The 11,662-nt window shown below is 48.3% G+C and carries 11 protein-coding genes; 6 read left to right on the forward strand and 5 right to left on the reverse strand.

The window, feature by feature from the left end; all coding sequences use genetic code 11:
• Positions 1-322 precede the first annotated feature (322 nt).
• The gene (locus JGK36_RS02945; RefSeq protein WP_293186563.1) at positions 323-1,138 is read right to left on the reverse strand and encodes an alpha/beta fold hydrolase; all 816 of its coding nucleotides are present in this window, start codon (positions 1,136-1,138) and stop codon (positions 323-325) included.
• Between the two features lie 353 nt (positions 1,139-1,491).
• Positions 1,492-2,217, reverse strand: coding sequence for a 1-acyl-sn-glycerol-3-phosphate acyltransferase (locus JGK36_RS02950; RefSeq protein ID WP_293186561.1), 726 nt, complete (start codon positions 2,215-2,217; stop codon positions 1,492-1,494).
• Between the two features lie 546 nt (positions 2,218-2,763).
• Between JGK36_RS02950 and JGK36_RS02955 the strand changes: the two genes are divergently transcribed.
• From JGK36_RS02955 to JGK36_RS02975, 5 genes are all read left to right on the forward strand, one after another.
• A complete protein-coding gene (locus JGK36_RS02955; RefSeq protein WP_293186559.1) occupies positions 2,764-3,078 on the forward strand; it encodes a hypothetical protein in 315 nt (104 codons plus the stop codon).
• A 130-nt stretch (positions 3,079-3,208) separates the two neighbouring features.
• Positions 3,209-4,936 carry a succinate dehydrogenase/fumarate reductase flavoprotein subunit gene (locus JGK36_RS02960; RefSeq protein ID WP_293186557.1) on the forward strand — a complete coding sequence of 576 codons (1,728 nt, stop codon included), beginning with the start codon at positions 3,209-3,211 and terminating at the stop codon, positions 4,934-4,936.
• Between the two features lie 148 nt (positions 4,937-5,084).
• Entirely contained in the window at positions 5,085-5,330 is a 246-nt protein-coding gene (locus JGK36_RS02965; protein WP_293186555.1) for a hypothetical protein, read from the forward strand.
• A complete protein-coding gene (locus JGK36_RS02970) occupies positions 5,323-5,667 on the forward strand; it encodes a hypothetical protein (protein WP_293186554.1) in 345 nt (114 codons plus the stop codon). Before JGK36_RS02965 ends, JGK36_RS02970 begins: the two co-directional genes overlap by 8 nt.
• Entirely contained in the window at positions 5,664-5,870 is a 207-nt protein-coding gene (locus tag JGK36_RS02975) for a hypothetical protein (protein ID WP_293127010.1), read from the forward strand. The genes JGK36_RS02970 and JGK36_RS02975 overlap by 4 nt, the downstream gene beginning before the upstream one ends.
• 78 nt (positions 5,871-5,948) lie before the next feature.
• Here JGK36_RS02975 and JGK36_RS02980 read toward each other — a convergent pair whose 3' ends face one another.
• A complete protein-coding gene (locus tag JGK36_RS02980; protein WP_293196182.1) occupies positions 5,949-6,860 on the reverse strand; it encodes a Uma2 family endonuclease in 912 nt (303 codons plus the stop codon).
• A gap of 327 nt (positions 6,861-7,187) precedes the next feature.
• Positions 7,188-8,123, reverse strand: a complete 936-nt coding sequence (locus tag JGK36_RS02985; protein ID WP_293196184.1) for a tetratricopeptide repeat protein — start codon at positions 8,121-8,123, stop codon at positions 7,188-7,190.
• Positions 8,124-8,841: 718 nt separating this feature from the next.
• Here JGK36_RS02985 and JGK36_RS02990 point away from each other — a divergent pair.
• Complete coding sequence (locus tag JGK36_RS02990; protein WP_293200779.1) at positions 8,842-10,161, forward strand: hypothetical protein; 1,320 nt, start codon at positions 8,842-8,844, stop codon at positions 10,159-10,161.
• Between the two features lie 252 nt (positions 10,162-10,413).
• On the opposite strand, the gene JGK36_RS02995 is transcribed toward JGK36_RS02990, so the two are convergent.
• Positions 10,414-11,589 (reverse strand): homocysteine biosynthesis protein, encoded by a 1,176-nt coding sequence (locus JGK36_RS02995; RefSeq protein ID WP_293186547.1) that lies wholly within the window; start codon positions 11,587-11,589, stop codon positions 10,414-10,416.
• Positions 11,590-11,662 lie beyond the last annotated feature (73 nt).

Below are 11,662 nucleotides of genomic sequence, written 5' to 3' on the forward strand. Positions count from 1 at the left end.
TTAAGATAGCTCGCGAGTCTTAAGATAGCTCGCGAGTCTTAAGATAGCTCGCGAGTCTTAAGATAGCTCGCGAGTCTTAAGATAGCTCGCGAGTCTTAATATAGCTCGCGAGTCTTAAGATAGCTCGCGAGTCTTAATATAGCTCGCGAGTCTTAATATAGCTCGCGAGTCTTAATATAGCTCGCGAGTCTTAAGATAGCTCGCGAGTCTTAATAATATAGCTCGCGAGTCTTAATATAGCTCGCGAGTCTTAATATAGCTCGCGAGCGGGGACGCTCGCACTAAAAAAAAATACAAAAATGAGATGCTCCCTGACTGCTCACTAATGACTCCTGACTAATGATAAATATTCTTCTGATTCTGCCAAAAAATTGCGAGCTTGCATAATTGCGTAAAGGTCAACATCAGTTTCCAACAAACAAGCATGACCGCTATTAGCCAGCATCACCATTTCAGGATTCGGAATTACCTTGACTAAAAGCTTCGCTTCTGCCATAGAAGGCAGCAGCCGATCGGCTCCGCTAGCAATTACTAACGTCGGCTGTTCGATCGCACGCAACTGATTTTCATCCACATTAAACGATCGCACTAACGCCAATCTCCACACAGACGTATTTTGCGGTACCGCTTGCATCGCTTCCAGCAAAGCTCGCCGATCGTCCCGCCCAATCTTTCCTAAGGATGCTAATATCGGCAACAGACCGATTACCGACAGCGGATAAAGATTCGCCGGCAGCCACTGAGTCAGGTGAGAACCCCACTGCACCCAAGGCTGTTGTCGGAATGAAGAAGCTGGATTAACTAAAATTAGTCGATCGCACAATTGGGGAGCTTCTAAAACAACTTTTATCGCTAAACAGCCCCCAAATGACTCGCCGCACAGATAAACTGGCCGCTGATTGGCTTTCTTTTCTGCTTCAATTAAGGCAATTGTTTCCTTAACCAGTACCTCCCAGCTAGCCATGTCGTCGGCCGGTATAGCTAAGCAGCGAATGTCGAAATGCGGAGCTAATTTAGGAATTTGCGATCGCAGCAGCAAACCTCCCCCGTCCATACCGGGCAGAAATACAAATAAAGGGCGATCGGGTTTGGGCGGTTTCGGGCTGAGAAAACGAACCTTATTGTTAGCAGTTGGCATGATTAAACTTAATCTGGTAATTGGTAGTTGGTAATTGGTAATTGGTAGTTGGTAATTGGTAATTGGTAATTGGTAATTGGTAATTGGTAATTGGTAATTAGTAATTGGTAATTGGTAATTGGTAATTGGTAATTGGTGATTGGTAATCTTGCTCGCGAAGCCGAAGGGTCGCAATTGGCAATTGGCAATTGGTAATTGGTAATTTATTGCTCATTTTTACAACTGTCAACTGTCAACTGTCAACTGTCAACTATCAACTGTCAACTGTCAACTGTCAACTATCAACTGTCAACTGTCAACTGTCAACTGTCAACTATCAACTGTCAACTGTCAACTGTCAACTGTCAACTGACTTAAACACACCCTCGATCGAGTAATTGTGCAATTTCCCCCTGACAGTGCTCTGTAAGTTCAGCCACAACTGCTTTGGCTTTTTTGCCTCGATACTGCTGCTGTCGATCGACTGTAATCCAGTAAGGGCGGCCGATTAAAATATTAACTCGTTGATAAACTATCACAGGATGCCACCCAGCGCGATCGAACAACGGTTCGGAAGGATCGAACAAACTCAGCAACTTCAGCGGTAAACCCGATCGCACCGACTTTTCCTCCATCGAAGCAATCGCCACCGGCAATACCGCCAAATCCCGCACCGGCGCCCGCAAAGCCAAATGAGCAAATCCCCGCTGAAACTTCCCGATGGTATTGGGTTGAGTAAAGTTCACCATCGGTTCTGCACCCTCAGGAAACACCCCCACCATCTCCCTGTCTTGTAGCAGCGCCGTCGCTTGAGCGAAAAAATGTTGCTGTCGGTGCTCCGGTGCTTCCAAGGGGAAAGCCCCAAAACTCGTGACAACTTCCCGAATCACCGGAACTTGACCCATGTAGTGATGACAAGCAAACCGGATCGATCGACCCAACGCTGCTGTCAGCACCAAAGGATCTAAGAAACTGCGGTGATTGCTCACCACCAGTACCGGACTTTCTTGCGGAATCCGCTGCTGGTGGTGTACAAACATCTGCGTTCCCACACCAGCCAGGAAACAGCGCGAAATCATTAATGTGCGATCGGAAGACATGGGCTAAAACACAGGTAAAACGCTTTCAACAGTTGACAGTTGACAGTTGACAGTTGACCGAAGGAGAGCGACCTCTACCCTTAAGTCCGAGGATTGGAGTAATGAATAGTCTGATTTTCATTTCTCCCGCTCCGGGTTCCGGCTTTCAACCAATTCTTTCTGGAAAAGGTTGATTCCATACCCATGCAGCTTAACATTACTTTACAAAAATCGCGATCGGTCAAAAAGTATACTTTCCCCTTGTGCCTTTCTGTCGTAGTCCTGCACGCACGGGGGGTCAGAAACCAGGTTTTTGCGAAAAGACTCGTTACAGGCGCCAAAACAGTAAAAAACCCAGTTTCTTTGTCGGAGTGCCTAAGTCTGGTTTGGTAAAATTTCCCAGTCAGAAGTAAAATTTTATAAAGTCTTGTTGCAAACTTCTATAAAAATGTTTAAAAGAACGCCAAAACCAAGTTGTAGCAGCTAAAATTATAAATTCACAGTGGGCATTGACGCACTGTCAAAGTATTTTTCGACAAGTCGTAATAGCAATCTCCCGAGGCATCAATGGATAACATTCACAACTATCGCCTTAAATGTACCCTCACCTTTGGCGACATTTACGGTCAAATCATTGTTTGGCTGATAGTCATCTTCCTGAGTCTAGCGTCCGCACTCGCCCTCTGGAGCAGCGCCCGCCAAATCTACGCCTTGGCTACAGTTGGCTTGATTTTAGTGCTGTCTCTGCCATTCTTGCTGTTTGCTTTCGTGACAACTCTACTCAATAACATAGAAGTGCTTTCTGTAGACCCCGCCACCGAAGATCAACCTTCTGCAACGGGAAATCAGTCCCATCAAAGGTCTGTCGAAAGCGTCGGCTAGTCGAATTTGAAATTTTAGATTTTGATTTTCGATTAAAATCAAAAGTTAAAAAACTTCCCGATCTTTTGGTAGGAAGTTTTTTTTTGCGTCACCATAAGTTGAGCAGAACACTCAAAATAATTAAAAAACAATGCTAGAACACGACGTGATAATAGTTGGCGGCGGTTTAGCAGGTTGCCGCGCAGCCGTAGAAATTGCCCGGACTGACCCAAGTTTAAAGGTAGCTGTTGTTGCCAAAACTCACCCGATTCGATCGCACTCCGTCGCAGCCCAAGGCGGCATGGCCTCCAGCCTGCAAAATGTCGATCCAGATGACAGTTGGAAAGCCCACGCCTTCGACACAGTAAAAGGTTCAGACTATTTAGCCGACCAAGACGCCGTAGAAATCCTCACCCGCGAAGCACCCGGTGTCATCATCGATTTAGAGCACATGGGAGTCCTGTTTTCGCGCCTCCCAGACGGCAGAATTGCCCAGCGCGCTTTCGGCGGACATTCCCACCGCCGCACCTGCTACGCCGCCGACAAAACCGGTCACGCCATCCTCCACGAATTAGTCAACAATCTCCGCCGTTGTGGAGTTCACATCTATCAGGAGTGGTATGTCACGCGCCTGATTTTGGAAGCAGGCCAAGCCAAGGGCGTAGTTATGTTTAACCTGATAGACGGCGAAATTGCCGTCGTGCGCGCTAAGGCGGTGATGTTTGCTACGGGGGGTTACGGTCGAGTTTACAACACCACCTCGAACGATTACGCCTCGACTGGAGACGGTTTGGCGATGGCGGCGATGGCTGGATTGCCGCTGGAAGATATGGAGTTTGTGCAGTTTCATCCGACTGGTTTGTATCCGGTGGGAGTGTTGATTTCAGAAGCTGTACGGGGTGAAGGGGCTTATTTGATTAATTCGGAGGGCGATCGATTTATGGCGAATTATGCCCCGTCGCGGATGGAATTAGCGCCCAGGGACATTACATCGCGATCGATTTCCTTAGAAATTCGTGCAGGTAGAGGCATTAATCTCGATGGTAGTGCAGGCGGCCCCTTTATCTACCTCGATTTGCGGCACATGGGACGCGAAAAAATCATGAGCAAAATACCTTTTGCTTGGGAAGAAGCGCACCGCTTGCTAGGAATTGATGCCGTAGACCAGCCGATGCCAGTGCGTCCTACGGCTCACTATTCAATGGGGGGAATTCCAACGAATATTGGCGGACAAGTTCGCAGCAGTGCTGACAGTTTGGTAGACGGTTTCTTTGCGGCCGGCGAAGCAGCTTGCGTGTCAGTTCACGGCGCTAACCGTTTGGGCAGCAATTCGCTCTTAGAATGCGTAGTTTACGGCAAAGTTACTGGCGCAACCATAGCACAATTTGTCCAAAATCGCAAGTTACCCGCAGTAGACGAACAGCGTTATATTCAGGAAACACAAGAGCAAATTCAAGCACTTGTAGACCGTCCCGGACAATACCGAATTAATCAAATTCGGCAAAAGTTCCAAGATACGATGACTGAGTATTGCGGAGTATTTCGCAGCGCCGAATTGATGCAGGAAGGTTTGCATAAATTGGAGGAATTGGAAAAACAATATCAAGAAGTTTACTTGGACGACAAGGGTAAATCTTGGAATACGGAAATTGTGGAAGCTTTGGAATTGCGGAGTTTGATAATCGTGGGAAAAATGATTTTAACTTCGGCTTTGAACCGTCAGGAAAGTCGGGGCGCTCATTCGCGGGAAGATTTTTTGCAGCGGGATGATGAGAAGTTCTTGAAGCATACGCTGGCTTATTATTCGCCTGCGGGGATTGATTTGGCTTATATGCCGGTGGCGATTACGATGTTTGAGCCGCAGGAGCGGAAGTATTGATTTATAGGGTGTGTCAGCCCTAAATAAATTTTGTTTGTTACCTAATTACCAAATGGCTGACGCACCCTACTTACTAAATGGTTAGGGCTTGTAGCGTAAGGCTTTTAGACGTTCTAGCTATACCTCACCTCCCCTAGAAGTGCTATATATGAGTAAAACGACACAGACATCTCAATTCCAGCAAGCTCTTGAAGCTGTAGAAGTTTTATCACTAGAAGATCAAGCCATGCTTCTAGATATTCTTCAAAATCGTCTGCGACAACAGCGACGCAATGAATTACTCAAGGAGGTGGCAGAAGTTCGTCAAGAGTATGCTGAGGGAAATGTTAAATTTTGTTCTGCCGCCGATTTTATGGCGGAGTTGGATGATAGTGAGGAGAAAGTTCATGGCTGATTTGCCCGATAGAACTATTACAATTATCCTAGAATTACAGCGCCGACTGGTGCAGCTAATCAATCAAGCGGGAGCGACTGAACTATCTGTTTTTGAAATATTTGGAGAAACGGAGGCAACTGCTTCTGTGCTAGAACAATTGACAAACATTAGAGAACGAGCTACTTCTTCTTATTCTCGCCTTTCTAACCTGCTCCTGCGAATTTCGGAATTTCAGCCGATCGCTCCTACTGCTACCATAGAACTACTGACTCAAACGATAGAACAAGCTGAAGCTACAGCCGAGGCCGGAGAAGCTACTGTCCGAGAAGCTAAAAGTGATTGGAACCTACTATGACTCAACAACCGCAACCAGAACCCGAAAAAGTAAAGCAGACAGTTGCTAAAATGCGCGAAGTCTGTCGGCAGTTTGATAGTCTTAATTTTGCACTTGATGAACTGATTGCCCAGATAGAAGCAGATATTCGGAATAGTCCTCTCACAGCTTATCGTTTAGGGAGAGCCAAGTCTGTTGCTGGGCCTGCGGAGTCAGAAAGTTAGTGCTACTGTCATTGGTTGCGATCGCTTCCTAGCAAATTCAAGATCGATCGCCCTTTTCCCCAATTTCCCTCCACTATCTCACTCTCCACCATCCTCCCTAACTTCTTCGACAGATAAACTTAACGCCTCCGCCACCTGTTCGGCACTCAAACCCATTCCCAACAACCGGGGAATTGCAGCCCTTCTTGCCTGAAATTCAGCTTGTCGTGCCTGCTCTGCACTGTCAGCTCGCAATCTTTCTTGTTCGGCTCGCAATCTTTCTTGTTCGGCTCTTTCCCGTTGTTGTTCCCCTCGCAATCTCTCCAATTGAGCTCTTTCATCGCCAATCAATAGCAAATTACCTTCCTCATCCCACCAACGCAGCCAAAGCATGGTTTGATTCTGATAACTGCCTTGCCAAAGTCCCAATTCTACGCCTAAAGGTGCGATCGCAAAATGACCCCGCTGATTCAGTTCTAAAAGTTGATAATACCCGTCAATCAACCGATAAACTTCTAATCGCCCGCTGTTAATTTCATAGATGCCGTAATAGGGAATTCGCATCACCCGCTCGTAGGCCCAAAACTTGCCAGGTTTCGTGATTACCCCTTCTTCGGTGCGAGACAACGGAGTGCGATCGCGCTCTTCCTCGCCATTCCCGCTGGCAAATTCTAACGCAATTAACGGTGCTATGTGTTCCCGCCACAGCACGTAAGAACGGCGAATTTGACCGTCAATATTAGGAGGTACATTAGGAACATAAAACCAATCAGGAGCTTCTGCACCTTTTTCCGGTGGCTCGGTTTCTCGCCAGTAAATGCCGCAGTCTTGACCGATCGCATATTGTCCGTCAGGATGCCGCTGCTGCAAAATCGGGTCGATCGAATCTGTTAAAATTAAACTTTGTGGATGCTCCTGGAAATTCTTCACAAAAGTACCATCCGACTCTGGTAATTGAGTGTGGTCTGGAAAAGCAGGAGGTAGAACAACGCGGTCAACGCTTTGGGTCATAATTCCCTCCGAGGTCTGACTTAATTCATAATATCATGTCCTAGGTTCGTAGTGAGGACTTCAGTCCGCATCAATTTCATAAGACTGAAGTCCGAACGATCAGACCTTATAATCATAAGATGATTTCCTAGGTTTGTAGTGAGGACTTCAGTCCGCATCAATTTCATAAGACTGAAGTCCGAACGATCAGACCTTATAATCGTTATTTTTGCGGATACTCTCTAATCTGTAATTCGGAATAAAATAAGAAGTTTTGAGTTAAAAGTATCAAATTTTTCACTCAAAATCGTGGGGCGGAAACTCTTCGTACCGCCCCTACAAATGTCCTTAAGGTTTCGGTAGCGCACCTTCTGGACTGGGAGAACTTGACGGTTCTGGACTGGGAGAAGCAGCAGGATCGGGACTCGCTTTTTCTGCCGCAGGAGAAGGCGAAGGAGTGCCGCTAGCTAACTGATTGATTTGATCTTTATAGTTAGGTGGAGCTAACTCAGTAGCTTTATCAAACAGCGTTTTTGCTTCGTCTGTTTTGCCCTGTTCCTTCAACACGATCGCATGAGCTAACGTCGGACGAAAATCTTTCGGATTCGCCTTAGCCGATTCGTCGTAAATCGCGATCGCCTCTGGGTAGCGCTTCTGCATAGCATAAACCTGTCCCAAAATCAACTGCACTGAAGTTACATCAATACTTCCCGGTTTCGCCTGATTCGCACTCGGAGCAGCCTTCAGCGTATCTTGCAGCAGTCCGATCGCAGCTTCCGGCCGTTGCTGCACCAACAACAAATTCACCAACCCCTGCAAAGCCTTAATTTCCCCAGGCTTAGACGCTAAAATTGACCGATAGGCCCCAGCAGCCCCTTCGCGATCGCCCGTGCGTTCCTTCGCCTGAGCCAGCAAAACCCCGTATTCCGTAGTTTCAGGATTCAGCTTAGCCAACTTTTCCAACGTCGGCACCACATCCTTGATCGCCCCCACTCCTTGTCCGATCAACTCCAGCCGTACCTGCAAAAGTCCCCGCAAAGCCGTTACATTGTCAGGTTCCCGCTGCAAAACCAATTCATACCCTCTCACCTGATCTTGCAGCAACTGCGATTGCTTATCGTTAGATGCGGCTGTCTGAGTTGGCGTTGGAGTCGATCGACTTTGCGCTTGATTGCCCTTGAGAATACTGTCCAAAATTGGAACCAGAGAAAATCCCACAAAAGCGATGAGCGCAAGCACTACCACTACAGTAATCAACCCGCGACCCTTGTTTGCTTTTTCCATAATTCAACTATCCCAACTTAAAATCTACTATTTTCTAAGAATCAACCCATCGCCTAGGGGCGTCTGCGATTTAACCAGATCTATGCAACCATAAAAGTTCTTAAGTTCAAAGTCCCAATTCACAAACCAGTCTTTTGCTTGCAGCTAATATGGTAACAGACCCGCAACTCCACGCTAGCCAAACTATTTTGGACACAAAGACCCGCAGCCCCAAGGAACGTGGCTTTCGTCCAATAAGAGTGCGGTTAAGCTCAAAATTACCGAAAATATGGCGGATCAGCCCGTTAGGTAATTGGATTAAGTAAAATAGGCAAGCTACTCCAGAGAGATTGGAATGGCGCCTTGGGGATTTTCCTCAAATCATTGCGAGATATTGCCGGGTTGGATGCTCAGGTATTCAACACGCTATGTCGGGATATATCCTAGATTGTCCGGACTTGAAGTATCTGAATATCCTAAACGCTATTAGCCAGCAACGCCAGCTTTCGGGCGATCGACCGATTCTTGGGTTAGCAACTCTCAAACTCTTTGCCAACAAGGATTAGAGCAGCCAGCAAATCCGGGATCGCTCGTAGCGCAGTAGAAAGTTGGCGTTGACGGGTCAAAACCAAACTTTCCGGCGCAAGCCTCAAGTCGGGTGCTAGTAGTTTTTAAATCAGTTTCTTCAGTTTATTCCTAATTTCCCTCAAGGGATGTGTCTCCGCTGCAAGGAGTTTTTATGAACCCCTCTCCCAACCGGTCTTCCAAATCGTCCAAATCTACTTCTGCTCGCAAGGCTCAGCCAACCGAGCCCGCCGTGAATCAGCCCGCAGTTACAGCCTCCGTGCCCGAGACACCAGACGAAAGTCCCGTGTCTTCCGCGTCGGCTGCACCTGTTGACGAAAATCAACCACCAGCGCCAACGGACGCCCCAGCGACAACGGACGCCCCAGCGCCAAATGACGCCCTAGCGCCAACGGACGCCCCAGCGACAACAGACGCCCCAGCGCCAAAGGATACGCTGCAACGACCACGCTACAGTTCTGCCCCCGATGGGGACAAAACAAAGCCAAAGCCCAGCGATGCTCCTGCGATCTCGGAGCCAGCAGCGCCTGCGGAATCTGCTGGTAAGACAACTGAACTCACGGTCGTACCTACCCCAACCCCCAAGCCTCCCACTAACGAAACTCAGGTCGATGATGATGACATACCCTCTGTCATGCGCCAACATCCCATTCCCCCTCCCAGTGAACCCAGACAGTACCGAGCTGTTGGTTTAGTGCGGGGCCGCTACACCCAATCTGAAGAGCAATTCACCCGAGGTATGTTGATAGCTGCCGACGGAACTGCCATCGACGCAGTTTTGCTGGGTAGAGTTATGAGTTTAGTCAAAAATCACCTGGATCTCGAACAAGAACACCTGTGGGTGGTCTATCCCCGCACCAGGCAAGAAGACGGCAACTTGCACGCCCAAATTATGGGTGTTTGGGAGCCGGAAACCCTGAAAAAATCTCCCGAAACTTCCTCTGATGAGGAAAATCAGGAAGCAGGGGAGATTGAGCAGGGCGGCGAACCATCGACTGCATCTTTGCCGCCCTCGGAACCTGATGTTGAAGATGGCTATTTTTCGATTCGAGGCGAGGTGATTTATCAACAATCGCAAGAGGAAGAAAAATATCTCATCGTCAAAATCAAGCAAGCTCCTCGCAAGAATGACGACAAGATGAAGTTTTTTAAGTTGAAACTCAAGGGGGATGTAGGAACAAAGGCGATCGGGTTTTTTTGGGATTTCCACGTCAAATTGCAAGCTGACAGTCTGATGATTGAGCAGGCCAACAATATTGGCGCCCTGCCGATTAAAAAGCGGAAATTCCCCCCCGGTAGCAAGCCGCCCGGTGGTGGCTACAAAGGAGGGGGAAACAAGCGTGCCTTTACTCCTAAGCCCAGCGGTGACGGTACTCCTGTAGGGCGTCCTACTATCAAGTCCGCAGCAGCACCGCCTGTCCCCAAGGAACCTCTTCCTAAGCCTGTGAAGAAGCCTAAGCTTGTTGAGGAATAAGACTATTTTAGATTCTTAGATTTTAGATTTTAGATTTTCGGTGAGTGCATCAGTTTCCCATGGGTGCAGTTTTTCACCAGAAGACTTCAATCTAAAATCTAGAATCCTGGACGCACTCGCAAGGATCGGAAACTGAGTTTCTTGACAACAAACCTCAGCTTTCAAGCAACGCCGGGGACAAGAAACCCGGTTTCTAAGACCTTGTGCTTCCACAAAAAAATCTAAAATCTAGAATCTAAAATCTCAAATTGTTTATTCAATCCTGACTTGGGCTCCCCACAAATCTTGGGGAAGAAATACTCGATCGACAGATAGAGGAGCAACTGGGGCCGTGAGGGTAAATAAACCCGCTTCAATTTGCTGCTTCAATTCCAAAGCTACTTGCCGCGAGAGAAACATACTCGCCAGCGGGGCGGCCCGCACGGGTTTACCCTCGATGAGAATGCGACCAGTTTTTAATTGAGCATAGCTAACTAAACCAAATGTGGGACGAACGCGCCGGGGGATAGAGAAATCTACCACCGGCGCTACTATTTTTTTGTCTGATACTGCACAGTGCGCCACGACTGTTTCGTTTAAAACAGGAAAAGGGATGCCGACTCCCAGCATCAAGGATGGGCCGTAGTTTTTGAAGTAGCAGCCGCGCACCCATTTGGAGTTCATCTGTTTGGCGTCGCCGATGAGTGCCAGGGTGGCGGCTGGGCCGATCGGAGTCCCGTTAGGCTGCCGTTTTTGCAGCGGGAAGTGTTGGGTTCCTTCCCAGGTGATGTAGCCCTGAGCACCTCCTAGGAAGATACGGGTGCCGATGCCGATGAGTTGGAGGTGGGGGTCGTTTAGCAGGGGTGACATGGCTCCCAGGCTCGAATAGACGGCGTTGCCGAGGTTCGGTTGCAGGGGGCCGAGGTAGGTGAACAGCGGGCGATCGCCCCCGTTGACTCCTACAATAAAGTTTTGATAGGCGTTCCGGGGATTGAATAAATAAAACTGGTTGATGGTATCGCGGGTAATCGTGGTTTCAAAGGAGGCGCGGGGATAGCAGTCTGTTACTTGCCCTAAAGCCCGCAACTGCACGGGTTTGCCGGCGATTAAGTCTTCGATGACGTGTCCGCCGCCCCGTTCCCGCGATTCTTCGCCGTCTTCGGCTACTTGGGTGGCTCCGAGGTACAGGTCTACGGCGCCGAAGCCGGAGTAGGCTAAAACGCCGTCCAGCCAGCACTGCCGGATTTTGATCGGGGGATCTGTATGGCCGAGGTTGATGATGGCGCCGGAGGATTCCATGGGCTCGAAGGTGCCGGTGGTAATCACATCGACTTGTTTGGCGGCTTCGGTAATGCTGGTTTCTCTGACTCTGGTTTTGAGTTCTTCGATTGTCCAGACTGTGGCTTTGCCTTGGCTGATTTTATCGTTGATTTCGTCGATCGATCTCATAACACTATTTTATTTGGATTTTAGTTTGATAGATTGGCGATCGGGCGATAGTTTGAGATAAAAGAAATGTATT

The sequence above is a fragment of the Microcoleus sp. PH2017_35_SFW_U_B genome (assembly GCF_020737865.1).
Classification (GTDB): domain Bacteria; phylum Cyanobacteriota; class Cyanobacteriia; order Cyanobacteriales; family Microcoleaceae; genus Microcoleus.

Bases quoted from the DNA above. Each gene is read 5' to 3' on its own strand.
- JGK36_RS02945 (WP_293186563.1), bottom strand. From the start codon at position 1,138: ATGCCAACTGCTAACAATAAGGTTCGTTTTCTCAGCCCGAAACCGCCC.
- JGK36_RS02950 (WP_293186561.1), bottom strand. From the start codon at position 2,217: ATGTCTTCCGATCGCACATTAATGATTTCGCGCTGTTTCCTGGCTGGT.
- JGK36_RS02955 (WP_293186559.1), top strand. From the start codon at position 2,764: ATGGATAACATTCACAACTATCGCCTTAAATGTACCCTCACCTTTGGC.
- JGK36_RS02960 (WP_293186557.1), top strand. From the start codon at position 3,209: ATGCTAGAACACGACGTGATAATAGTTGGCGGCGGTTTAGCAGGTTGC.
- JGK36_RS02965 (WP_293186555.1), top strand. From the start codon at position 5,085: ATGAGTAAAACGACACAGACATCTCAATTCCAGCAAGCTCTTGAAGCT.
- JGK36_RS02970 (WP_293186554.1), top strand. From the start codon at position 5,323: ATGGCTGATTTGCCCGATAGAACTATTACAATTATCCTAGAATTACAG.
- JGK36_RS02975 (WP_293127010.1), top strand. From the start codon at position 5,664: ATGACTCAACAACCGCAACCAGAACCCGAAAAAGTAAAGCAGACAGTT.
- JGK36_RS02980 (WP_293196182.1), bottom strand. From the start codon at position 6,860: ATGACCCAAAGCGTTGACCGCGTTGTTCTACCTCCTGCTTTTCCAGAC.
- JGK36_RS02985 (WP_293196184.1), bottom strand. From the start codon at position 8,123: ATGGAAAAAGCAAACAAGGGTCGCGGGTTGATTACTGTAGTGGTAGTG.
- JGK36_RS02990 (WP_293200779.1), top strand. From the start codon at position 8,842: ATGAACCCCTCTCCCAACCGGTCTTCCAAATCGTCCAAATCTACTTCT.
- JGK36_RS02995 (WP_293186547.1), bottom strand. From the start codon at position 11,589: ATGAGATCGATCGACGAAATCAACGATAAAATCAGCCAAGGCAAAGCC.